Origin of the sequence: Lelliottia sp., from assembly GCF_045627565.1 — a bacterium.
GTDB lineage: Bacteria > Pseudomonadota > Gammaproteobacteria > Enterobacterales > Enterobacteriaceae > Enterobacter.
In genome coordinates, this window is sequence record NZ_JAZQNX010000021.1 from 20,170 (window position 1) to 44,767 (window position 24,598).

The following is a 24,598-nucleotide window of genomic DNA, read 5'->3' on the forward strand; positions in this document are numbered from 1 at the left end:
ACCCCCTCCAACGCTACACTGTGCCTTTTCAACTTATCCACCGGATAGATTAATAATAAAGCTCAATACAGGACTAAGTAACAGATCAAAAAGGAATAAGGAACCGCTTAGCCCTTGAATCACGGTGCTTTCAGGGATGTTGAATACACTATAGAGGGTAGAGAATCCATTATAGAGGGTAAGAGATCCACTGTACCGGGTGACATATCCACTATACCGGGTGGATATGATCCATTGTACAGGGTAGGATCCTTTTACTGTCCACAAACTTCAGTTGGTTAATATGTCTAATAATAATAATAACTTAGCATTATTTATTGAAGAGGAACACAAGGAAAGCGGTGAAGTTATCCACCTGCTGCCAACCCTTCGTCAGACCATTCAACCGAAGGTACTTCTGCGATTAGGTGTGTTTGTCCCAACATTAAAATCCACTGAGAAGGGTGGTAGAAAGAATCACAGCATCGATGCCACGGAGTCGCTGTCCCGGTTATCCATTGTAGAGGGTGAGGGTTACAATCAGATCCAGATCTACGGTCCCCGACTTGATATGGATACGGACTTCAAAGTCTGGGTTGGTATTGTGTATGCCTTGTCTAACAAGAAGCTGAACCAGGATGGGCAACTTGAGCTCAACTTCCCGGAGTTTGCCAAATACTGTGGTATCGACACCAAACGCATAGACCGCCAACTGAAAGAGCGCTTCGACGCCTCGTTAACCCGTATCGCTCGAACAAACATCAGCTTTATTAAAAAAGTACCCGGTACAGACGATCAGATAACTATCAACATGCACCTGGTTGAGTCTACGTATTACGACAGTTCCACGGGCAAGATCATTCTCAAACCCAACTCCAAGCTAAATACACTGTACCGGGTAGATGGCAAAACCAGACTGTACCTGAAATCACTTCAGAAACTGTCACGTAAGGAATCCGCCCAAGCGTTGTATCTTTATCTGGCCGAACTCCCCAGCACGTTCTACAGAATTGGCTTTGACAGGCTGCGTGAGCGGCTCCAGCTGACTTCTCATCTCGGCAATCAGAACGCCACAGTAAAAAAAGCGCTGCAGCAGCTGAAGGATATTGGCTTTCTGGAGTACTCCGTTGAAAAGGAAAATGGTGATTACGTCCTGAATATCCTGAAGCGGAACCCGAAACTGTGAATCGCCCGTTACAGTGGATATACACTATGCCGGGGAAATACTGCCTTCATGTGTAATAAAAATAGCCTCCAAACTAGGGACCAAACTTCATCGCTGAATGTCATTAGACTCACTAGAGAACTGGCCATAACTGGCTCGTTGTTCCGCGTTTAAAAAATCTGTTGTCAAAGTGCCTCCCTGACTAAGGATCTTCTGATCAGGTGGTCTCTTAAGGGTCAGTTTGGATATAGAGAATTATTGTACGTTTAGTTCGCTGTTTGACGAATTTGATAAGAATGGATGTGCTGCTAGTGTGTTGATAGTATTTGGAGACGACAAAAACACCGCAGAAAGGTTGAACAATGGGTACTGAAATTTCTCTCGACGTGTCAGGCATGACGATGTGCTGGAGTAAGAACTCGTTAGGAATAGATCATGGTGGTCTGTTTCAGAGCGGCGATCATTACACCGCACCGCCCACAGCAGAAGAAGTTGATGAAGGAAGAGATTTCAATGAACCAGATAGCATTCTTTTTCGTACCATTTTACGAAAGCCATTAGGGAAAATAGTCCATCGTCTCGATCTTCTTGGTTTCACTCTTGAGAATGCAGAAAAAGAATATAATCTGATGGTGAAAAACCTCACCATTGAAAATGATGAGTTTGAAAAATTCTATCCAAAGTATGCAAAACCAAAAGTCGAATTAATGAGCTTTCCAGAATTCATTAATTTCATTAAAAATGTCAATCTTAAAGATTTAGATAGCGATTTTGTAAACGAAGACTCCCCTGAGAAAGAAATGAAACTGATTAGGGGCAGGTTTACTAATGAACACCTACTACGCAGCATCCCCCATTATACAAACAATTTTAATGATGCATGGTCTGAAAAATCCGCCTTCGGCTCATTGGTAAATATACTTCACCCCTATTCAGTGATCAGATTATTAGCTGAAAATAAAAATAATAGTGATGAATTTGTTACTTGGGATTATGGTGCTTTAGTTTCCAATGGCTGGGCCAACCTAAAAGATATTGAGACAAACACTCGCAGGCATGACAAGTTTCTCATAGCAACCGAAGGAAGCTCGGACTCTCATATCCTCCAAAAGGCCTTGCGCCTCTTGCGACCTGACATTGAGGATTTTTTTCATTTCATCGATATGAAATCAGGACACCCGTTCCCCGGCACTGGCAACTTGATAAAATTTGCCGATGGTCTTGTGAAAATTGACATTCAAAATCGAATTGTTTTTGTATTAGACAACGATTGTGAAGGTATAGAAGCGTACAATAAAATCCGCGAACTTGCCTTACCTCAAAATATAAATTGTGTCCATTTACCGGACCTGCCTGATTTCAACGAATTCCCCGCAATTGGGCCTCACGGCATAACTATAGAAAACATTAACGGTCGCGCGGTGGCAATTGAATGCTATTTGGATTTAACCTATTCGAATTATGATGAAGCAAAGATACGGTGGTCTAACTACAAGAAAGAAAGTGACGCTTATCAGGGAGCGTTAGAAAACAAAGACTATTACACTAAAAGATTCATGAAACTAAATACGGGTAGCAAAGCATATAAGAGCTATGATTTTTCAAAATTATCAATAGTATTAAACGAATTAATAAAAGCTTGTTCCAAAATATCAGCAGATATTCGAAGTAAACAGTTAGATGACCAGAATCCAGATTAAAAAAGATTTCTGCTTGGAAAACAGAATAAACTACGCTAAGACTGCTTTTTAACCAAGGCGCTTCTGATTGACTCCCTAATGGCGGGACTACGGCGTTTCTGTATGCGAAACAGAGCGGGGGTCTCACGCTGGAACCGCCGAAATTTGCGGCATCAGGAATTCATTGCTTTTTAAGCTCATTTTTCATGCACCGATATGTACGATTATGAGGCCATAAACGAGATTCGATGCGTACCAGCTATACAATATTTTTGCTGACGATGTTCATACGCAGCAACTGGAAAACAAATGCTTGAAATGATATATGTTTAAGTTGCTTACGTGCAAAACAGGATGCTGTGAACTTTATTGCTCAGACAAAAAATTCACAGCATCCTGGCCATAAAAGCTATTCATGTTTTTTTCACACTGTTACCCCTCATCCCCCTAAAGGAATTGAGCTTTGAATATTGATAAAGCACTACAGGAGTGTGCCGGAATGCGTCCTCCGGCGTTGAAAGAAAAGGACCATCATGGACTTTTCGCCTATTTTACGGGTGTGATACAAAAGCATAAAGCTGGTGAAATCAGCCTAGAGGACGCCGTTGAGTCCATAGTGGATATATCGCAAACGATCGATAATGGTGATATTGCATCTGTACGCAATAAAATCAATCAGGACAACTGGCCAAGCAAGACAGGTAACCCCTCAGGCGGAGCGCGAACGAATGCTAAACCGCGAACACGTTAGTCTGACCATCTAGATGAAAGGCCCTTTCCAGGGCCTTCTTTACGATTAACTGAATGCGGTCTTACGGCTCAATATGATTGATACGCATAACAAAGGAGGACTGGTGAGAATGGGGTGGGGAAAAAGAAATCTTGAACGCGTACAATCCAACTGCAGATCCCTCTGCAAAGTTAGTTTTGTTGCAGTGTTCATACCGCTCTCTTTCATATGTCATGCAGATATCGACGGGCGTATCGTTCGCATTCTGGACGGTGACACTCTCGAAGTTTTATCTGACACTGGGGCTCTTACGCGTGTCAGACTGGAAGGTATCGATGCACCTGAAAAAACGCAGCCATTTGGACAGCGCTCAAGGCAAGCTCTGACGAAGATGACAGCTGGAAAAGTAGTTCATATATCAGGTAATAAGCATGATCGCTATGGACGTCTGCTAGGTACTATCTGGTACGAATCTACAGATATCAATGCCGTTCAGGTCAAAACAGGTATGGCCTGGGCCTACCGGTATCAGGAAAAGGCAGTAATTCCTGCATATGCAGATCTGGAAGCAGAAGCTCGAAAAAGTCGCACGGGTCTCTGGGTAGAACCAGCGCAGGTCGAACCCTGGCGCTGGCGTAAAATGCAGAATAACGATAACTAAACGACGTCAACGGTCTCCTTCTGAACACACATTGCAAGTTTGGTTAGTAACTCTCCGAAATCAGGAAATGCTGATTTTGACAGCACGTCTGCAACGGCGTTTGCCTTCGCATTATCTCGCTCCAGCCAAACGATGCAAAGCTCTAGCTCACACGTCATCGAATCATGCATATTCTCAGGTAATGCTGACCACGCAAAAGGGCTTTCAAAAGCCCTCATCGATTCGTAAAAGCTGCCGAAAAGCTCTTCTTTAGGGATAACAAACATCCGCCACTTATTACGCAACGACAGAATCATCTGCGAATTAACCCTGTAACGATACAGCGTTCCTGTCAGTGAAACAGGTTGCTGCAGCTTGCTTGACTGATAGCGAGCCGCACTGAAGTGATGAGAGCCATCTTCGTTGTGCCAGTAGTAACGTCGTTCAGTCCACGGATATTCCGCGAACCGCATTGAATGGAGACGTAAGCCAGCATGATCCATGTTTTCCTGAAGATGTTCAGGCGTTACAGGTTCCACTAGTTCGGGGCGGTGAAGAACAGAAAGGTCGTTTATCTCTTTAATGTCATAGTTGATTGACCTAGAACGGGACATCCCTTTCAGTAAACTGATATCACACTCAAAAGCGTGAATTATTTCTTCCTGGATGAGATTGTCGGCTTCATGGATCGTAACTATATGACCCTCAAAGTGACCTGTTCCGTCTGGTTTCCTATAATCAAGCGTGTAGGGGTCCGCTTGGAAAACGGAAAATAAACCACGCTAAGGCTACTTTTTAATCAAAGTACATTTGGTTGTCGCCCGAGCAGCGGGGCTACGGCGTTTCTGTGTCCGAAACCGAACGATTGCGTACACCATCCAAATAACATGTACGAAAGTAAGCAAAACTGTTAACGGACAGTCAGATCGTTCCGTATATCCCTTACGGTCAGGGGTTCGAGCTCAATGGAACGAAATTACCCGTTAAGCTCAAAACGCTTAACGTAGGAAAATTTCCGTTTTCCAAGCGGACCCCATAAATAGCTTCCTTTAGTAATCCCCCGCCCATATTGGACATCCTGGTTATTCTGTCCATTAACAAACCTAAACATTTTATAGCGGTGCTTCTTAACAAGGTCTTGGTATTGCGATAAAATTACATGACATATTTGACAGATAACTGGACGTTCCGGTAATTAAGTCAATAAACATAAGGTAACTATAATGGGTTTTGTAAATAACATCACGTACAAGAAAAGACCACTACCCGAAGCCGCCACTTCTGAAAATTTTTGCACAAAAGATTTAGAGTTTTTCTGTCCATTCTATGTTGTTTCCGAAGAAGGACGGTTACTTAAAGATAATCAGGATGGAACCTACACCGATTTAAACTTCACAGGGAAACTTTATGTAAACTGCGAAGATAAAGACTATAACGCATATTGGTTTAGTTTTGATGAAACAGGAAATCTGTTCAAGACCAGCCTGATTCTAGATGAATAAGCCGAGCTGCGGCTTTCTCTGCTCACCTGGACATTCAGGTAATTCTGCCCAGTTCGGCTGGTAGTGTGGAATCTAGCCTGGTATATTGCTGATACCGATGCCACTGATAAGGTATGTGCTATGACCGTAAGGCTTTAGTACAATGCAGCAGATGCACGAGCCAAAGCGAGCAGTGAATGGCACGAAGAATGGATTAGTAAAAGTGGCTTAAAAGCTCGCCTCTGGACTGACAAGGCGATCAGTGAATTTCTTGGTGCGCCGCTCAATGCTGGCCCGGTAAAAGCCTGGAAGCAGAAGGAAGTTAAAAAGGCCGAAGCGACACCCGCTTTCAAAACATGGCTGGAACAACGCCGCGCATGGCTGATTGCGCGGGGTAAATTAACCGCTGATACATAATTCCTCCGTTACCTGGACACTCTGGTAATACGGTCCAGATTAATTTATACCTCGCTCTGTACCCCTCAAAGATGCACCAGTTATGCACAAAAAGTGCTTTCCATCCTGGGCATTTCGGCATAATCGGAAAAAGTGTCCAAGAAATATTTCAGGTGATCGAATTTAATTTCGTTGACAATCATCGAAAAACCCACGTCTTTTCAGAACTCATTTCTGAGCATGCGAGGGGTTGGACAAGCCCGACTGGCGAGTCAGCCAGTCACAGTGGGGTACAACCTGTTTCCATAGGTAAACCTGTAAAAAAACAGGCTTACCGTACAATAATTATCTATATCCAAACTGATCTCCATCATTGCTGGCGGGAGAGGATGGTCAATCATCAGACCTGACGTACAAGATTTACAGGAATATATGATTTTGATGAATCTAAATAAATAATCACCACTATCATGGAAAGACGGCATATTTTTGAATTGCAATAACAAAGGGAAGTGAAATAAATATTTCTGCGGATATTTTAATTAAAATGGAGAGATAAAAAAGAGTAATTTATCTGTAGATTAACCTCGCTTAACCTAAACATTATCTTCCCTTTGCCGATAATAATAATATAATAATGAGGGTGTAATGAACAGTTTTCATATTTTAAGTTTTTGTGTACGTAACGCGGATATCGTCGGTGCGATGCGCGTTATTCGGGATAAATCAGAATTTGCAGTGCGCAAGATTCTGGAAAAAATAAAAGTAAAGGTAACATCGCTGACCGGCAGGGCGTTCTGGCATGACGTTCAGCGCTGGCTGTTGAATGCGTGTCGCCAGGAGAATACACAGCATGAGCCTTCCGGTTCCCGACGTCCTTCATCGGATTCACACAGCAGAGGCTCTCAGTCCAGCCGCGCTCGACATGATCAAAGTGCTGGCACTTATCGCCATGCTGGTCGACCACACCAATACCCTGCTGATGACGCCGCCCGAACCGCTGATGTATGCGCTTGGCCGGATGGCCTTCCCCCTGTTCACGCTTATCTGGGCGATGAACGTGCAGCGCACACCAGAGCGTCTCCAGGCAAGGGCGAACCGGATGTGGATTTGGGCTGTAGTCACCCAGCCGGTGTTCAGCCTGGCCTTTGCCGGACACCAACCCTGGTGGGCACTGAATATCCTGTTCGTGTTCGCCGGCGTCACGCAGCTGCTTGCCCTTCAGTACCGGTTCGGTGCGAAGGGAATGGCGGTCGGCGTACTGCTGCTGGCTATACTTACCTGGCCGCTGAGCCCGGCCAGTTACGGTCTGACAGGTTTAACCCTGGCCTGTGGCATGGTCATCGTCACCGGAAGGCAGCCCCCTGTGGTACGTCGCGCAGGAACAGCGCTTTGCATTCTGTCACTGGTATCCCTGAACGGGATTTCGCATCTGCTGAGCCTGCCGGAAGATACATTGTTGCTGGCCACCTTACCGACCCTGATTTTCCCGCTGGCGGCTATCTCGATGAGCAACTGGCTGTTTCCTGCTGGCGATCGGCGCTTTATGCCCCGGCACTTTTTTTATATGGCCTATACCGGACATCTTTTTGTTATTGCGGTTATCGTGCAGGGCATCCGTTAAAAATGCCACACACGCTGACGTCGCTGTTTCACCCGCTTCATATCTGACTACAGAGGTCTGCATGTATATTCTGATGAAAAGATGGCTTTCTGTGCTTTGGTTTTATTTAGAATTGATCCCCGGTTTCGCCTTTATCGGGGCTGGCTTTTTTGAATTATTCATTGCTGATTCCGGGTCTCAGATTTGTTTAGAAAACACGATATGTGCGGTCGACAGCCTGAGTTTTATTATGCCCTCGTTATCTGTCTGCTTTGGCATGATGGTTATCATTATCTGGTATCTGACAACGTATCTTCCTTTTCAGGAGAAAGAATCTCTGTTTGTTCCTTCCGTTAAACCGGAAGATTTTGTGAAATAAACAGGGCACGTTCATTTCTGCCATTATTGTCCGCTGTCAGACACCCAGTATCAGCTGATACCAGCGTGTTTGCCGTTCTGGCCCTTATGCCCGGAGGGCATGTCAGGCGACAGATACCCTGACCGGGGGCACAAATGGTCAGGGTCGCCATGACCGGCGTAAGCCGCTTCGGTTTGATAGGTTCTGCCTCACCCAGCCCCTTCCCTGCGAAGCCATACCCGCTTACAGCCATGAAGAAACTTTTTTGCGCGACCGGAGTGAGCTCGTCGAGGCCTCCGGCCGCTGACGGGCTGTATCTCCGCGTTAGCGCCGTAAGGCGCTTACGAGCGTGTACTCCTAACCTCCCGCAACACGACTGACAGCGACTCAGAAATCTAGTTACAACATCCCTCTTAAAGCGAGGGTGTTCCGGCCCTTCGGGCCGGGGCGGCGTCGGTTTAGCAGGGGTCAGGTGTGTGCTCAGTGCTGGATTCTGGCCAGACCGGGGCCCGGCGCTTGCGACGGGAGGAACCCTTATCTTTTCTCTGAGCGCATGGCCGTGAGGCCATTGCATGCGAAGGCATTATGATTTATCCACAGAGTTGCGGAAGACAAAAATTTATCCTGTCATGACATGAAAAGGGACATAAAAAAGGGGGGTTAGATAATTTTGCGGGTTTGCTGTTATTCCTTTCCAGCTTTACTTAGTTATTCCTTTGCGGATTTCTGTGGATAAAATTTTTTTGGCTTCATTCTGTGCCGTTCTGGCAGGGAATTCAGCATCAGAGATGGGATAACCTGGTGAGGATGTACAAAAAACGCGCTGAAATGCAGGGAAATTCCAGCACCAAAAGCCCCGGCGAGGGGCTTTCAGACAGTGGACGGATTGTATGGTTGCCCCGGTTAATCCGGGGGCGATAATGCCAGGTCAAGCTGATACAGGTGCTGAACAGCCAGCTGTGTCAGCCGTTCCGGCGTACACCAGTATGCCTCATCATGAGAAAGTGTTTTGTACACCCATTTTTCCATGACATGAAGGCGTTCGTCTGCGGGCAGCTTAATCAGGTTACTGGCACGCTTGCGCTCAGCCCCTTTTTTACGGCGGTAAGTCAGTGCGTCACGCCGTTTCTGACCTGACCAGCACTGGCGAGCCTTATGCGGGTTAATGTCATCATGAGCGCTCATCGCTCCTTCACGGATCAGCCGCTCACGCTCCGCGCTGAGCCGCAGTTTCTTCTCCTGTTCTTTCTGCAACTTGTCCATATTGACACCCAGCATCTGGAAACCGGCGGGCGTGATATAGACATAAACGGGAAGCCAGGAGCGGGATTCGCGATCCCACATGCGTTCTTCTGCCAGACCCAGTACGCCAAAGCGTACCTGTTCCTCAATAAGCCGTGAAAGGCGTGACACCGTCACCTCTGTTTCAGGAATAACGTTGCCCTTGCTGTCCTTTGCGCTCAGTTCTTTCGCCAGGCGAGAGATACACATGGCGACGGTGTGCTTGCCGGCATCGCAGAAACTGACGAGCAGGGGCCAGAGGGCATCGATAAGACGCTGGCGTTCGGGACGGAAACCGTATTTGCGCCCGGCCTTTCGACGAGCGGTAACAAAGAGAGGATGACGCGAGACGTGAATACGCAGCCTGGGCTGTCCGGTCGTTTTGTCAAACATCACGAGTCGGTTGTAAGCGTGGCCCAGCTCCCCGGACAGCTTTTTATAATGCGCCGGGCGATACCACGCAGGAAACTCACACTTGGAGCGCGTGGAATGGTCACCGCGCGTACGACGGGTCTGCTTTTTGACGGGTGCTGTGAGGAAATTATCCTGAGTTCCGGCATCAACATCCTGCCAGAAACGGGTTAGCTCATCGGCCGGGAGTTCAGACCAGTGGACAGAAATTTGCTTATCATTCACGGCGGCCTGGACTTAGGGCGGCCGGGTGTTGTTTTCTATGGTGCATGCGTTATAATCCTTCACAGGCATCGCGCCTGCTTTTGGACCCCCTGATATCTGACTCTTCCGCCAAGTTGAATACAGATTTCGGGGGGTTTGTGCATTCAGGGTTCAGCAAAAGGCTGTCACCTGCTCCTGAGCGTCGTTATGGACACGCCCCATCCGTGTTCCTGCTTCCGGAAGTCCGCATTTCTCCCGAAAATTGCCCTGCCACCTTTCTGCCTCACCACAAAGCAGTCAAATATAAATTTGAGTCAGGTCACAAAACTAAACTGAATCAACGGTCAGCCCCACCACAAGGCTTCCGTAACCCCCTGAAGTTTACCTTTTCACACATGAATTTTCCATACGTAATGATCCCGAATGGCGTGCTAAACGGATCAGGATCGCGTATATCGCGTGCAGAAAGATATCTGTCACGCAAGAACAAGTCAGGAAATGGGTAATTTGGCAACGCTCGCCGCAAAAACAGACCACCCGGGCTGTTTGAGGAAGCGTAAAAGTGCAGAGGTTAAGTCAGGCAGGAACGTACTTAAGCCGGTTCTGCGCGGATTCTGGCGGGAACCCGCTCACCGGCGTATAAATCAGTGCGCGGTCGAGGCTTTCTGGATGGCGGCCTCCAGTGACTCTGCCGGGACATATCCCGGAAACACGGTGATATTTTTGGGCGTCGCGCCTTTCACGGGCATAACAATGATGCCAGGGGTTCCGGTCAGACCGAGCGCTCTGGCCAGCGCATCATTGCGGGCAAGAAGCGGTGAAAAATCCTCCCTCACCGGCCCCGTAAAGCCGGCTAGTCCGGCAGCCTGGACAATATCCTGTCCGGTCAGTTTCCCTTCATCGTGTCCGGTGGCATAGACCGCATTGTGGTATGTCATGTAAGCCTCAGCCCCCTTCTGTTTCCAGACGGACAGTCCGTACCCTGCGGCTTTAGTCGAGTTTTCCCAGCGTTCGCCAAAGATAGGCCATTCCTTAAAGATGTAGCGCACGTCCGGGCGGGATTTCATTACCGCTTCCATTTCCGGAGCCATTTTGCTGCAGAACACACACTGATAATCAAAGAATTCAATCACCGCCACGCCCGCGTTAGCCGGGCCAGAAGATGGCGTATCCGGATCGTTCAGCAGGGCAGCCTGGTTATCCATCACGCGGACGGCGAACGTCAGCTGCTCCCGTTCCCGCTTTTGTTCCTGCAATTTCATACTCACCGTGACCAGGATGTCCGGATGCGCAGTCAGGTATTCAGCAGCGATTTCACCAATACGCGCCTCCTGCGCGGGACTGAATACGACCGCAGGAGTCGAAGCGTGTGCTGTCGAAATAAAACAAATGTATGTTGTAACTAATAAAGAGTTTAATGCCGTCAGTTTCATAGAAATTTCTCAGGTCAGTGTCGGAAGGTTTAGCGTTCTTTCTGGGGGGTACGGGTCAGTGCCTGTTCATCACGCTCCGGCACTCGGCCGCGCTCTGCATTCTCAGTCTGGCGAACAATATCCCGCTCGCTGTTCGCCAGTTCGCTGACGACTCTCGATGCGCCGGCACGCTCCTCCGGCGTTCTGTCCTGCACAACCTCAGCCTTGTCTGTATGTCGGCGCGCGGCTTCACTGGCGGCAGTATCTTCAGAGCCGGCAATGTTTCTGAGCGTATATCGGTCAGGTTCGTTGCCCTCAGGAAGAACTTCTTTTCTGAAGAAGTCAGGATTCATTTTCAGGGCTTCGTCTTCAGGCAATACCACTTTTTCTGTCTGCTGTCCGGATACCATATTGAGCTCTTTGCCCGCTTTCACAGCCAGGGCCTCTTCGGCAATTCGGCGCAATGCCTCCTGCTCACGGGCGTTTTCGGTGTCTGCTGACATGGCCTGTTCCGGCTTCTGTTTTTCATTTTCCGGCAGCACAATGTCCGTTTCGCGCCGGCTGACGTTGATGGCCGCTCTCTCTTCCGCATCCTGTCGCTCACCACCGGTTGCTTTTAAGAGATGTGATGAGGGTGATTCTTCGCCCGTCTGCCACACCACGCCGTCTTTCGGATTCGCTTTTACTGCCTCGAGCGCTGCACCGAGGTCACTGACGACATGGGTATGACCGGACTGACTGCGCTGAAGCACTGCCCCGCGTGCCCTCTCGGTCATGACCATCCGGGTGTCACCCTGCGTCAGTCGCCCCTCCGGGCTGGAGACCAGAGAGACCAGAGCCAGACCCGCACTTTTCCCGTTGTTGTCATAAACCGGGAGCGCCAGCGCCGGCTGTGGGAAACGGCGTGTTGCGGGAATAATCTTCGCCGTCAGGGAGGTGTCCTGCATGCCCTGATGACGGACCCAGGCCCGGCCAATCGCCGTTTTACTCACAGGCTGCCCCATTGCCCAGATGGCCCTCGCCTGCTGGCGCTGGGTTTCAGGGTGAAGGGCATCATGCGCGGTCTTGATCTCACGCTCAGGCCGGGTCACCGCTTTCGTCCAGTCTGCTTTTCCGTCGGTGTAGATCTGAACATGCTCTTTGGCACGCGAAGCCGAAATATAAAACGCCCGCCGCGTGGCCAGCGCCTTACGCCCTTCACCTGTTCCCTCCAGGGAGATAACGTAATCCGTGCTCGTCCCCTGGGCACCGTAACCCGTCACGGCCCAGGCGTAGTCCAGATGCTGCTGCGCCCTGACGTTGTCCGGATTGATGGTGACGGCCCCTTTTTCCCCGCGCAGGCGAATATCCCCTTTCTCGCTGACGGACTCGACGGTAAAGCGCTGGTTAGCCGTCTGCCCCTGCTCGCGGTCGGTGGCCGTGAAACGCAGCAGATCGCCCTGCCGCACTTCTATCTGGTTACGCTTAAATAACTGCACGTCACCGGTAATCAGTTCCCTTGGCGAGTACAGTCCGATTTTCCCCTCCTCATCCCGGACGGTGACCGTGTTGCCGTTACGGTCCACGGCCAGAACGTCCTGGTAGCGATCGCCCCGTTTCACCACCATGCCTGCCGTCCAGGCCTGCGTTTTATTAAACTCATGGCGGGTGTGGGTGATTTTATCAAGCACCGGAACGGTGATGGCGGTGTCACCCAGTTCACCGCGCTCACGCAGCTGCCTGTGGATACCGGCGTTCACCGCCTGGCGGTCAGCGTTGAGCTGCGTGATGATGAGCGTGCGGGCGCGCGCATCGGGTGAGCGCCCCGTCCAGTCGCTCACAATATCGGCCACCGGGGTCTCCGTTTCATGGAATGCACTGGCGGGCGGAGTCGCATCCGCCGCGCGGGCCACGCGGTCAGCCGGCTGCGCCTCAATACGTTTCAGGGCAGCATCGATACGGTTGTCGATGATGTCGTGAACCGCCCCGCGCAGCTGCACATCTTTCTGACGCACAATCTCTTTCATAATGGCCACATCCATCGGGCTGCGCTCCTGCATCAGTTTAAAGGGCGCACCGGAATCGACGGCTTCAAACTGGTCAATATCCCCCATCGAGACGGCACGACCGCCACCGGCGGCAATGGCCTGGAAAAGCGCCGCCGTGTCCTGGTTTCCGGCCATTGAGGATTCATCAATCAGGAAGACCTGACTCTTGTAGTCAGGTTTTTCACCGGCCGCCGTGGCCTGGTCATGCCCGACGATGAAGGATTTAATGGTCTGGGCACGCACGCCCACGTCGCTCATCTCTTTCACGGCCTGATGCGTCGGCGCCAGTCCCGTCAGCGCTGGTCGCGCATCGGCCGGCAGCGTTTCCAGGGCGGCCACCACCGCCTTAACCTGCGTGGTTTTCCCCACGCCGGCATACCCCTGAATACCGGTAAACTGGTCAGTGCTGCCGAGAACCAGCGATGTCGCCTGTTTTTGTCCGCCCGTCAGCCCGTTAAACACCGCTGCAGGCACCTGGTCGAGTAACGGCTGCTGCGTGTTTTTCCCCTCATCCACGACACGCAAAATGGCTTTTTCCATCTCCCAGGTCGAGCGGGCAACCAGCAGGGGTTCGCCCCCGGCCGACACCTTCAGCAGGTCGCCGTGTTTCACCATCGCCGCGATTTCATCGCCAATCTGGTCAAAATCGGGGTGATATTTTTCCGCCGCACTGGCGAGCTTCAGTTCACTGAACGTGACATGTCGCTGGTCATTGATGGCACGCCACACGGCCAGCCCGGCGTCTGTTCTCACGCTGTCATGGAGACTGCCCACCGCCTCGCTCACATCCTCCTTCCCGCTGAGGCTGCGGACCAGCTGCACGGGGGAGGCATTCGTTTTCATCCGCTGCAGGCGGGCTTCGGCTTTATCCTGATCCTCGGCGGTAAACACTTCGGCGCGATGGCCACTCTGTGCCAGCGAGTTCAGGGTCTGCGTGGAAATATCCCGGCTGTTCAGCGCGGCCAGCACCACGCCCGCGTCGTTATCGCGCCCACCCGGGGCGCTGACGTAAGCATGTGTGACGTAAAGCGGCTGGTCTTTAGGCAGCATCAGGGTGTCACCCCCTCTTTTCACCTCAATGCCTTTCTCGCTGATCCGCGTCACTTCCAGCCGGTCTTTCGCTTTCAGGTTGTGCTCACGGTCACCGGCCACCGACATCAGACGTTCGCCTGTGGCCACGCTGAGGGTTTCACGGTTAAAGAGACGCCAGTCGGCGGTGACCTCGCTGATTTTCATGCGGGTCAGCACGCCGTCGCCGTCAATCAGGGACAGCATACGGGTGTCTTCATGAACGCGATCGATGACAAAGGTATGGCGCTCTTTTTTATCGCTGCGGTCCTCAAGCACCATACCGGACCGGTAAGTTCCGGGCATGCGGCGGGTTTTGGTATCAAGCCAGACCGGCTGGCGTGCCTCAATCTCCACACCTTCGCGGGCCAGTTGCCCGGCATTCTGAAGGGCATCCCGGATAAGCCCGGTCAGGTGCGTTTGCTCGCGCTTCCCGACCACCACGGCGGTAACATTCTCAGCCCCACCGCTCAAATCGGCATACCGGGTAGCCAGCGCTTCGTAACGGTCACGTTTGTTCGCAATGCTGACCACCTCAGCCTCCAGCCCCGGTGCAGGTTCGGTCCGGCGTGACCGGGCAATGCCGGCAGACTCCAGCACCGACATGGCATTGCCGTTGGCCTGTCGACCGGCGCTGTCGAGAAAGACCAGCTGCGCATCCTGCGCCCTCGCCTCACCCAGCAGGACCAGGGTCTCCTTCAGCCCCAGACGTTCCGCCCCTTCGATAATCAGCGTACTCTGGGGTTTAAGATGAAAGTCCCCGCTGAGGACATGCTGGCGACTGACCAGCCGGTCACGGAGCGCGTCGGATTTTTCCAGCGAAAGGGCACGTTCCGCAGAGCTCGCCAGCACCTGCACGTCGCGGCCCTGCGCCAGTGAAATACCGGTCAGTTGAGCGGTCAGGTCACGGATACCGGCCACCCCGGAAGGGGCATTCATCAGCACCAGGGCATCCTTTTCCACCACTGACAGGGCCGGCGGTGCGTACTGTTCCGGGCGGGTGAAGCTGACCACGGCGGTAGATTTCATGTGCTCCTGACTCAGGGCCTGAATGGAGAGTTCATCCAGCAGGTGAATACGGGAGGTAAACACGCCTTTCTCACTGTCCAGCGGGACAATCATGCCGTCCTTCAGCGAGGCGTCGATCGCCTGACGCACCTGGTTCATATCGGGCAGGGTGTCGCTCAGTTCAGCGGCGGTCAGCATCAGTTCCCCAAAGGTAAAGCGGGTTTTGCCGTCACTTAACTGCGAGATGGCCAGACGTACAGCTTCAGCCAGCTCCGGCAGGGGGGCGTCCGCTGCCGGTATTTTTTCAGGTCCGGCATGGACCGGCTGACGCAGGATGTCAGTCGGTTGTGCTTCTGTCTGGTTGTTCGCGGTTTCCCGGTCGGGTGACACGTCCTGTGGCTCAGGTGCTTTTTCCGTCAGGGGGGTCTTCTCCGGGGTGATCGATTCAGGCACGGTGCGAACCGTGGGAGCAGGAGGAACGCGTTCAGGCGGCATCGCCGCTTCGCGTTGACCCGCATCACGCGGCACCACGCTCTCCTGATAGGCTTTGAGATCATAGCCCTTGTCTTTCATCTGATTGAGCCAGCGATCCATCAGGCGCAGGCGGGACGGATCGACCTTTGCCTGGCGGGTATCTTTCGCCGCCACATCCCGGCTGCGCAGCGTGGCCTCCGCACCGATAGCCCCCTGAATTTCGCGGCCCCGGGAGGAGAATTCGTCACGAACGTCCTCCGGGACGCCTTTAATTTCCCACATGCCATGTTTTCCGACTTCCTCCACCTCATGGCCGAGGGCCTCCACACGCTGGCGCAGGGCGCTGCGGTAGATTTTGCCGAGCGTGACCTGCATCTTCATGACCGTCTCGATAAAGCCGGCGTTATGGATGTAATCGGTGGCCAGCGCTTTCCATTTCCCGTCCTGCTCAGTCATGTTGGCGATGAGTAAATGGGTGTGCAGCTGCGGGTCGAGGTTACGCGAGGTGTCGTGAGTAAACGCGGCGGCCACCATTTTGTCGGTGTGAACGATGGAGGTGACCCCGTCTTTCGTGTCGCGTGCGGAGATAAGCTTCTCCACATACCCGGCCGCCACCCGGACGGCATGGTTATGGGCTTCCACCATCGCTTTATCCCCGCCAATCAGCCCCAGAATGGAGACACTTTTAGGGGCAGAGAACGTCAGATCATGACCGGGACGGTGAACGTGGTTGCCGTTAATCTCTTTCCCCAGGCGCGAGCCATCAGGGAGACGACCCTCCAGGACGGCCGTGAGGTCATCCCCCCGGACGCTGCCCTCAAGACCCAGGGCTTTCGCCCCTTCTCCCAGCCACAGGCTCTGGAGATTCCCGAGGAAATAGTAGTTATCGGCATTGCTGTAGTAGCCGGCGGCTCCGCCGGCTGAGGCTACGGGGGCGACTGACATCATAGGTCTGGCTCTCTGTCATCGTAGTGTTGGTCGTAATCGCTGTAACCCGGGTCGTCCGGCTCACGGTGACGTAAAATGTTCTCTTCTTCCTGAGCCAGTTGCCGGCTGACACGATGGGTTTCAGCAGCGTGTTCAGGCTCGGGAGGGTGACCTGCCGTCGTGATGCTCAGGCCACCGTCTGCCCGTTCAGAGACATGCATCTCGAGGTTCATGGATTCCCCGCCGGCGTTATCGTCTCCCTGCTGATCGCTTTCCGTGGTGACCGGGCGCTGACGGGCTTTTTGCAGCATGCCAAGGGCGGACGTCGGCGCTGGCTCAGGCGAAACGGTGCGGTTACGCAGGCTTTGCAGGGCAGCAGGTAATGCAGCCGAAGAAACGACTGAGGCTGACGCTTCAGAGGGTGCAGAAGACACAGCGTGCTCAGAAGGTGTTTCTGGGACAGGGGGTGTCACCGGACTGTGTTTAACCGGTAAAACCGGTTCATCGGGCTTACTCACGGCGGTTACGGCCGGCGCAGGTTTCTGCGATGTCGCCGTGGCAGTCACGGGTTTTGCCACCACAGGCGTTTGCCGGACGGTTGCCGGTGCGCTTATCGTGGTGGCGGTTTCACCGTCACTACCTTTCTCCAGCACCTCATCACCGGTCGGGAAGGCAAGGCCCGCGACGGATGCCGCCCGCTCATTGGCCTGAATGACTTGTTCCAGCTCCGGACTCAGGGCGTCGTGGATATTGCGCTCTATCAGGCCAGGGTGGTGCTTCTTCTGCTCACGGTACTTCAGCTTCAGACGAACCACCGGATACTCACCCGGCAGGCGCACGTAAAAGTTCAGGTTAGGCAGGCGCATCACCTGCTCGTAATCCACTATCGGGTTGTTGACCTCATCCTTGCCGAGCGACACACCGTCACGCACCTGGTCCAGACCGTAGCTGTTCTGCTCCCGTATTTTGCGTTTACGCTGGTTACCCAGCTCCTCCTCCACCACTTTGGCCATCTCGGCGCTCGGGGAGCGACCGTACATACGGGTGTTCATCAGGTCGAAAATACTTTTGGCCAGCTCCCGGCCGTAGACGTGGACCAGCTGCGCCATGTTCTGCATGCCCAGCACGAAGCAGCCGCCAAACTTACGGGCTTCCGCGAGGGTTTCTGCCAGCTCCGGAATACGCTGCAGGCTCGGGATTTCATCGTAGATGAACCAGACGCGACGATCGCTGTTCTCTCCCATGCTCTGCAGCATCATGGTGGCCAGTGATACCCACAGGGAAATGAGCGGTCGCACGCTTTTACGGTGCCGGGCCTGAGTGGAGATAAAGAGCCAGCTGCTGTCATGCTCCTCTTTTGTCATCCATTCGCGGATGGTGAACGGCGGTTTAACGCCATCATCCAGCCCCTGCAGGTAGCGCAGCGACTTCGCATAGTTGGTGACGACAGAACGGATGGAGATGGCGGTCTTTTCGATTTTCTCCTCAACCAGGTTGGCCGACGGCGTGTTAGCCAGATACGCACGCAGGCTTTTCATGCTGAGTGACAGCAGGGTTTTGAGAAACTTCTCGATACTGCGGTCGGGGTCAACAGACATGCGAATCGCCAGGTCCGCAAAGATGGTGCGCGAGCTGGAGACCCAGAACGGGTCCGATTCACCTTCCACGGGGATCAGGCTCGATGCCATATTGTCGTAATCAACGGCATCGACGCACTCGCCCCACAGCTGCCAGTTCGCGCAGCGATCGTCGTGCGCGTTAAGAATGAAGTCGGTATCGGGGTTGTAGTGGGTTTCGGTGAAGGTGCAGCCGGAGTCGTAAATAATGGCCCGGTCACCGCGCTTACGGATGTAATCCAGCAGCCAGCGGATGAGGGTCGACTTACCCACCCCGATGGTCCCGTGCATCAGGAAGTTCATGACCTCCGCCATTCTGACCATGTGCAGGTCACCCACACGCAGGTCAGACAGCTCTCCGTTCCTGCGCAGCAACTGGTTAACGTCTGCGGGTTTGTCGGTCAGCGTCATGCCGGAGAGATATTCGTCCTCGCTCTCGCGACGTCCTATCCCCACGATGTACCAGGTGACGGCCAGAAAAACCACCATACTGAACACGCCGCTTGCCAGGCCAGCCCACTGCAGTTCACTGAGCACCTGATCGCCCATTGCCGTCATGTAGGGGTCGGTAAAGATTTGCGCGAGGGTCATTTTCAGCACCATCGGCGTCTGCGTCGGGGCGTACCAGTAGTGAATGTCGTAAAGTTTCGGTGCGCTGGCTGGCATGAGATCGATAAAGCTGCTGTTCATCCACGCGAACCACCACAGCGAGCCGTTATCAAAGGTTTCCTGGGGAATGCGCCAGAAGAAAATGGCGGACGCCAGCACGGCGAACAGAATGAAAATCCAGAAACCAATCCAGTTATTCACCTGAAGGAACATGCGCCAGCGGTAGGCGGTCATCTGCCCGCCCTGGGTAAGATTTTTTCCTGCAAAGCTCATAGAAAATGTCCGGCAGTTATCGCATCACCAGAGCGGTAATGTGAAAAGGGAGGTAAGAATGAAATCCCGGCGCTCGCCACAGACAGGACTGCGCCTGGCGCAGTCCTGCGAGGAAGCGAAATATCACTGGAATAACAGAAAGCACTGACGCACCCGGCTTAAAGCAGGTGGTCGTTAACAGGCTAAAACAGGGAGAAGGGCTGTGACGGGCGCCACAGCCGCAGGATGTTACAGAATACCGGTAATGGATTTGGCCAGCTGGGCTTCCAGGACAGGTTTTGCCTCTTCAAACTTGAGGTTCACCTTGTTGGCATTCGATACCACGCGGGTCTGGTATTTGGCACGGTTACCCTGCTCAGAGCTGGTCTGCACTTTCACACCGGACGTCCCCTGTTTCAGGGCCGCGATGTTGTCAGTGGTGACCGTTGCTTTACTGCGCTCGGAAATTTGCAGATCGGTCACCATCGTGTAGTTCACGTCCTCGACCATGGAATCTGCCGCCATACCAATCAGGCCGGCTGCCAGACCGACACCGAGCGTGGCGCCCGCAGATGTGGAGTTATACGCGGTGATGCCCGCGCCCAGTGCGGCGCCAGCGGCTGCACCTTCATAACCGGTGCTCAGGAAACCCTGTGAGGCACGCAGATCCATCTTTTCAGCCTTCAGGACATTTGCCTGCACCCAGTAATACGCATCATCCGGAGAATGACTGACACGGTAGCCTTTTGCCGTCAGCGCATTTGAAATCTGCGTTTCCAGACCGGACATGTCCTGATCTGACGTATTGCGAACCTGCAGATATACCGTCTTCTCTGACGAAGGCTCCAGCCAGATGGTCTGGCTCATCTGCGTTTTGACGTCGAGATTACGCTTTTTGACAGCGGTAGACATGGCGCCACAACCGGAGAGGGCAAGAGCTGAAGCCACTAAGCCAACGACTGCATATTGTTTTAATTTCATTCTTTATCCTTTGCATAAAAAAACGTCCTGCTAGCGGCGGAGCGCTAACAGGACTGTTATCGGCTGATTTATTGAGATATTTAGATTAAATCTGGTAGGTGAGGTTTAAATATATAAAAGGGGCTGATTAGCCCCTTTCGTCAGTATCCCCGATTGGGATCATACGTATTCGTTGGCTCGTTGAAGTTCGTTCCCCAACTGTTGCCACTTATATCATGACCCGAAATCCCTCCTACCATTGGCGAGCCAGATGATGGGTTTATATGTATCTCATGATTGAAATCAGAGCTATTAAAATCATTAGAACCATATGGAAGAACAATTGTCGGCGAGTTACTATCAAATCCAGTTACTGAATTCGATGAAAACTCCTTTAATGAATTCAAATTGTTACTCTCTACCGCCCAATACTTGTTTACTTCATTCTCCGATAATCGATGGGCTTTCATTCTGCTGATTCGGTATAACGCTCCAGTATCACTATCTCTCATGATCACACTCTGTTTACCTACTACGATTACCACAAAAACAAATGCCATAATCGTATGGGCAGCTACACTGGAGATAAGCGCTGTTTCAACATCCGTACTAACATAAACTCCGAGAAAGAGAAGAAAGCAGGCAAGTAATGAGTTTGATATCATCACTAGTCGTTTACTAACCCCATCATTTTTCCTTTTCAACTGTGCAAAACAAGCTACGTAAATCAGCGTAGCCATAGTTGAAAGCAATACGCCTTTCAGCCAAAAACCATGATTGATTACGTACTGCATGTAAGTTAAATACAACATGAAGAGGAATGATGGTAATAAACAATAATATGCACTTATCTTAGTATTCATCTTCATCACCCTTTAGGATTCTTAATTCTCTTATTTATCTCATCCGGCTGGAGTTCATTAAACGGATTCAATGTACTTGACTGATCAAGCTCAGCTTCTGCTCGTCCTTTCTGGAATTTGCCTGCTGCACTTAAATCTTCTCCTTTTAGAATATCACTGGATGCCTGAACAGTGGATTGTTTTTTGCCAATTTCCCCAGCAGAATTGTTGATATTCTGCTCATTTTCAGATCTTTGTCCTGCCACTTTCTGTTGTAACTCGTTTTGCGGTCCGGAATACTCCCCGGCATGCTCTTTTAGTCTCGCTTGATTCTCATTGTACAAACTCCGCATATCCTCCCCGTTAACGCCGCCACTGTGAACACGTCCGGATGGGCCACTGTCAGTAACCTGCGATGCAGCACCCTCGCTTGTTTCTGCATTAACGTTATTGCGCCCGGAAGTAGAACTTCGCGGCCCCTCATAACGGACCTGGCCGCTACTGTCAGATTCTGTTCCGCGTTCTGGCAAGTGATGCGGGCCGCCAGAAGTGACTGTACTCGGGTTATTTTCTGCAGACTGCCCATTGCTGTGTAATGTACGCCCCCCATTCCCTTCAACGATGTAGCCGCTATCGCCAGCCGTGTGAGTGCTTCCATATCCTGGTTCAGAATCGACTGATGTTGTCGGCACAATATGTGCCCCACTGAACGGCTCGTGTGCATTGCCGCTGACAAGGTCAGCACGCCCCTGCTGGTAGTCGCCCATAATTTCAGGTTTAAGACGCTCGTTAACGAATTCCATTGCCGCTTCGCGGGCACTTGGTGCGCTGGTCAGCATGGCCTGCGCCTTATCACCGTATTTGTTACCGGCCCAGTCCACAAACTCCTGGGTGTAGTTAGTATCAAGACTTGCGCTCTCATTTTGCGCCAGCGTCGCCATGCGGCTGAACTCATTACTGCTGGTCGAACTGGTGGTGTACTGATGGTATTGGCTTTGTGCATCGTTGAGCGTCGCCGCGAACTGCTGAACGTTGCTGGTCGCGGCATTCTCGGTATGGTTTGAACCATCCGTTACGCGGCTGCTGGACACCATATCCATCCCCTGACGGAAATCATTGACCGCCTGACTATTTTTGTCATGACGCATATCCTGCGTATGGGAGTCAGAATTTTGTATCCCACGCGAGCTGCCTGTTGCATGTCTAAGATCAGTGGCCAGGCTGGCTTCGCCTCCTGCTTTAACAACCCCGAGATTAATGCCCCCACCCACTGTTGTCTTGAGTCCTGCTGTAGCAGACCCCTGGTTACTGATATCCATCAACGAGTTGTAGGCTTCCTGCGTGGAGATATTATTCGCCTTCGCATAACTTTCGGCTGCAGACATCATCATGCTGACACCGCGTGTCGCATTCGTTGCCTGGCTGTTTTCGCTGCCCTGCGTGACGCTGTCGCTGGACCCGTTCTGGTGAGACAGCTGCGAGAGCTGAGACCAGCCACTGGTGACGCTGTGGTTGTAACCATCGAGCGACGTCTGTGCCTGCTGCTCTGCCCGGCGCGCCGACTCCTGGAATCCGCTGCTGGCCAGCTGGCTCAGTTTCATGTTCACCGGCAGATTCGACATCGCACCTGAGCCGTCGATAACAGTGTGCCCCCCGGCCGTCTGAGTCTGGGTTGAACCGTTATCCGCCTGCCAGGTCTGCTGCCCCTGACGCTGGACCAGATTGGTGTCCAGCTTGTTCTGGCTGAGATTGTCCATCGACATGTTATTAAACGACCAGTTGCCGTCCGCCGTGGTGGACGCCACGCCTGCCGAGGTAAAGGCTGCTGAGCTGAGCACGGTACCGGCTACCTGCGATCCGATAGCTGAGGCCCCTTTGGTCAGATAGAACGACAGGACCGGAATTGACAGCGCCAGATACCCGGCCAGGTTCGCCACATCCGAATGCTGCAGCGCGACAATGTTTTTGTTGGCCAGTACCAGTGGGGTTCCGCCTGTCTGTGACTGCAGCCAGAAGTTTGAGGCGAAGTTCAGAATGGCAAACATGACCGGCCACATCTGAAAATAGATAAATCCGCCCACATAAATCTTCAGCGTATTCAGCCCAAACAGACTGTGGTTTGATGCTGCCAGGGCAATCATCAGCGGGAACAGACACACCAGAATTAACATCAGAAGCGACTGCGCAAACGGCAGTGTTCGCGTGGCAAGCTCGTTACCCGCCGCCCAGCTCAGGCGTTGTTTGGTGGCCGCGTTCTCGGTGGCCAGGTTCAGCAGGTTGGCCGTGTCTGACGATCGGGCCGCAAACCCTTTTATCCCCTGGCGTACCGCGCTGTTGGTGATGTTGTTTTTCATGATTTGTGCGGCGGTCATACCCCCGGCATAGAAATAGCCGTAACTCTCGCCCATCGCATTAGACAGGAGGCTGGCACCGTTTAGCTTGTTGCCGAACACCTTCTGCGTGAGCCAGGTAAAGGTGGCACTGCCGGGGTTCACGTCAATGTTGGCCAGCGTCCTGATTTCCGTGGCCGCCTGCTGACAGGTCAGGAACTGACGCGCGTTAGAGGTCATTTTGAAGATGCCCCGGAGCGGACTCGGGTTACTGGTAATAAGCGCCAGCGGGTCAGTGGAGTTCAGCAGCTGGTTTACCGTGTACTTGCCGTTCAGCAGAATGTCGCCAATGACGCAGTTCTCCACGTAATCCGGCAGCATCTGCGCCAGCTCCGGGTTCTGTGTGGTGAAATCGCTGGTCTCCGCCACAATCTGGGAGCCGAACAGCATCCCCGTTTTACTGTACGTCACCGAATCGGGCCGCGACATCAGCATGTCATACGTCGAGGCCATCTTATACCCGACACTGGTCGTCAGCGACGCAATCGCCGCTAACCCCACCGGCACGTTATCCGTTTTCCAGACCGCAGCCGGGTCTGAAATATCAATGATTTGTACGGCGCGTTTTGGAACGACCAGGATAGTGGTGACCAGCATGAAAATGGCCAGCCACTGCACGAACACCATCGGGTTGCGCTGTTTGATAAACGCCAGCAACACCGCCAGCACCGCGAAAGTCCCCGCCATGCGCATCAGCGTACTGAAGGTATTCGACCCGATGAGGGTGACCACGGCGTCCAGCGCCGTTTTCCACATTCCCCCGCCATAGATTGTGTAGATCTCAAGCATCAGTGCTCACCCCACTGACTTTACACGGAAACAGTGATTGACACAGGGGCTGGAAAATCATCCTCAGGAGTGGGGAGGAAAAGCTTCTTTTGTGAGTAAGTTGAATGAGGCATTGCTTAATAAAGCCTCGATTAAATAAGGGTATCTTGATGTTCACTTTGCATATCCTCAAATGAGAAGGTCATTGATGGCAACGAACCTGAAGCGCTGTATTGATTGCGGGAAGCCGCAGAATGTGACCGCATGAGCCAGCCTGTATCGAATGCTTTTCATGACAATACGTACGATCACTGCACT

The 24,598-nt window shown here is 52.3% G+C and carries 15 protein-coding genes; 7 read left to right on the plus strand and 8 right to left on the minus strand.

Annotated elements, in window-relative coordinates; genetic code table 11:
* Positions 1-283: 283 nt before the first annotated feature.
* The 4 genes from ACKI5T_RS11945 to ACKI5T_RS11960 all read left to right on the plus strand — a co-directional run bounded on the left by ACKI5T_RS11945 (position 284) and on the right by ACKI5T_RS11960 (position 4,214).
* Positions 284-1,165: a RepB family plasmid replication initiator protein gene (locus ACKI5T_RS11945; RefSeq protein WP_407437645.1), complete on the plus strand. Its 882-nt coding sequence runs from the start codon at positions 284-286 to the stop codon at positions 1,163-1,165.
* A 341-nt stretch (positions 1,166-1,506) separates the two neighbouring features.
* Positions 1,507-2,844, plus strand: coding sequence for a HEPN/Toprim-associated domain-containing protein (locus tag ACKI5T_RS11950; protein WP_407437647.1), 1,338 nt, complete (start codon positions 1,507-1,509; stop codon positions 2,842-2,844).
* A 442-nt stretch (positions 2,845-3,286) separates the two neighbouring features.
* Complete coding sequence (locus ACKI5T_RS11955) at positions 3,287-3,574, plus strand: hypothetical protein (RefSeq protein ID WP_407437648.1); 288 nt, start codon at positions 3,287-3,289, stop codon at positions 3,572-3,574.
* A 109-nt stretch (positions 3,575-3,683) separates the two neighbouring features.
* Entirely contained in the window at positions 3,684-4,214 is a 531-nt protein-coding gene (locus ACKI5T_RS11960) for a thermonuclease family protein (protein WP_407437735.1), read from the plus strand.
* On the opposite strand, the gene ACKI5T_RS11965 is transcribed toward ACKI5T_RS11960, so the two are convergent.
* On the minus strand, positions 4,211-4,891 hold the full coding sequence (locus ACKI5T_RS11965) for a DUF6685 family protein (protein ID WP_407437737.1): 681 nt from the start codon (positions 4,889-4,891) through the stop codon (positions 4,211-4,213). The genes ACKI5T_RS11960 and ACKI5T_RS11965 overlap by 4 nt on opposite strands.
* Before the next feature lie 525 nt (positions 4,892-5,416).
* Here ACKI5T_RS11965 and ACKI5T_RS11970 point away from each other — a divergent pair.
* From ACKI5T_RS11970 to ACKI5T_RS11980, 3 genes are all read left to right on the plus strand, one after another.
* Positions 5,417-5,695: a hypothetical protein gene (locus ACKI5T_RS11970; RefSeq protein ID WP_407437650.1), complete on the plus strand. Its 279-nt coding sequence runs from the start codon at positions 5,417-5,419 to the stop codon at positions 5,693-5,695.
* A 1,228-nt stretch (positions 5,696-6,923) separates the two neighbouring features.
* Positions 6,924-7,694, plus strand: a complete 771-nt coding sequence (locus tag ACKI5T_RS11975) for a TraX family protein (RefSeq protein ID WP_407437652.1) — start codon at positions 6,924-6,926, stop codon at positions 7,692-7,694.
* A gap of 73 nt (positions 7,695-7,767) precedes the next feature.
* Positions 7,768-8,052, plus strand: coding sequence for a hypothetical protein (locus ACKI5T_RS11980; RefSeq protein ID WP_407437654.1), 285 nt, complete (start codon positions 7,768-7,770; stop codon positions 8,050-8,052).
* An 882-nt stretch (positions 8,053-8,934) separates the two neighbouring features.
* Here the strand turns inward: ACKI5T_RS11980 and repA are convergent.
* The 7 genes from repA to traG form a co-directional block, all read right to left on the minus strand.
* Positions 8,935-9,948 carry a plasmid replication initiator RepA gene (repA, locus tag ACKI5T_RS11985; protein ID WP_407437656.1) on the minus strand — a complete coding sequence of 338 codons (1,014 nt, stop codon included), beginning with the start codon at positions 9,946-9,948 and terminating at the stop codon, positions 8,935-8,937.
* A 623-nt stretch (positions 9,949-10,571) separates the two neighbouring features.
* Positions 10,572-11,360, minus strand: a complete 789-nt coding sequence (locus tag ACKI5T_RS11990) for a DsbA family protein (RefSeq protein ID WP_407437658.1) — start codon at positions 11,358-11,360, stop codon at positions 10,572-10,574.
* Positions 11,361-11,389: 29 nt separating this feature from the next.
* Positions 11,390-16,864 (minus strand): conjugative transfer relaxase/helicase TraI, encoded by a 5,475-nt coding sequence (gene traI / locus ACKI5T_RS11995; protein WP_407437659.1) that lies wholly within the window; start codon positions 16,862-16,864, stop codon positions 11,390-11,392.
* Entirely contained in the window at positions 16,861-19,341 is a 2,481-nt protein-coding gene (gene traD, locus ACKI5T_RS12000) for a type IV conjugative transfer system coupling protein TraD (RefSeq protein ID WP_407437661.1), read from the minus strand. Before traD ends, traI begins: the two co-directional genes overlap by 4 nt.
* 228 nt (positions 19,342-19,569) lie before the next feature.
* Complete coding sequence (gene traT, locus ACKI5T_RS12005; protein ID WP_407437663.1) at positions 19,570-20,301, minus strand: conjugal transfer complement resistance protein TraT; 732 nt, start codon at positions 20,299-20,301, stop codon at positions 19,570-19,572.
* Between the two features lie 140 nt (positions 20,302-20,441).
* The gene (locus ACKI5T_RS12010; protein WP_407437664.1) at positions 20,442-21,143 is read right to left on the minus strand and encodes a hypothetical protein; all 702 of its coding nucleotides are present in this window, start codon (positions 21,141-21,143) and stop codon (positions 20,442-20,444) included.
* 5 nt (positions 21,144-21,148) lie between these two features.
* Positions 21,149-24,301, minus strand: a complete 3,153-nt coding sequence (gene traG / locus ACKI5T_RS12015) for a conjugal transfer mating-pair stabilization protein TraG (RefSeq protein WP_407437666.1) — start codon at positions 24,299-24,301, stop codon at positions 21,149-21,151.
* Between the last annotated feature and the right edge of the window lie 297 nt (positions 24,302-24,598).

Bases quoted from the DNA above. Each gene is read 5' to 3' on its own strand.
- ACKI5T_RS11945 (WP_407437645.1), top strand. From the start codon at position 284: ATGTCTAATAATAATAATAACTTAGCATTATTTATTGAAGAGGAACAC.
- ACKI5T_RS11950 (WP_407437647.1), top strand. From the start codon at position 1,507: ATGGGTACTGAAATTTCTCTCGACGTGTCAGGCATGACGATGTGCTGG.
- ACKI5T_RS11960 (WP_407437735.1), top strand. From the start codon at position 3,684: ATGGGGTGGGGAAAAAGAAATCTTGAACGCGTACAATCCAACTGCAGA.
- ACKI5T_RS11970 (WP_407437650.1), top strand. From the start codon at position 5,417: ATGGGTTTTGTAAATAACATCACGTACAAGAAAAGACCACTACCCGAA.
- ACKI5T_RS11975 (WP_407437652.1), top strand. From the start codon at position 6,924: ATGAGCCTTCCGGTTCCCGACGTCCTTCATCGGATTCACACAGCAGAG.
- ACKI5T_RS11980 (WP_407437654.1), top strand. From the start codon at position 7,768: ATGAAAAGATGGCTTTCTGTGCTTTGGTTTTATTTAGAATTGATCCCC.
- ACKI5T_RS11990 (WP_407437658.1), bottom strand. From the start codon at position 11,360: ATGAAACTGACGGCATTAAACTCTTTATTAGTTACAACATACATTTGT.
- traI (WP_407437659.1), bottom strand. From the start codon at position 16,864: ATGATGTCAGTCGCCCCCGTAGCCTCAGCCGGCGGAGCCGCCGGCTAC.
- traD (WP_407437661.1), bottom strand. From the start codon at position 19,341: ATGAGCTTTGCAGGAAAAAATCTTACCCAGGGCGGGCAGATGACCGCC.
- traT (WP_407437663.1), bottom strand. From the start codon at position 20,301: ATGAAATTAAAACAATATGCAGTCGTTGGCTTAGTGGCTTCAGCTCTT.
- ACKI5T_RS12010 (WP_407437664.1), bottom strand. From the start codon at position 21,143: ATGAATACTAAGATAAGTGCATATTATTGTTTATTACCATCATTCCTC.
- traG (WP_407437666.1), bottom strand. From the start codon at position 24,301: ATGCTTGAGATCTACACAATCTATGGCGGGGGAATGTGGAAAACGGCG.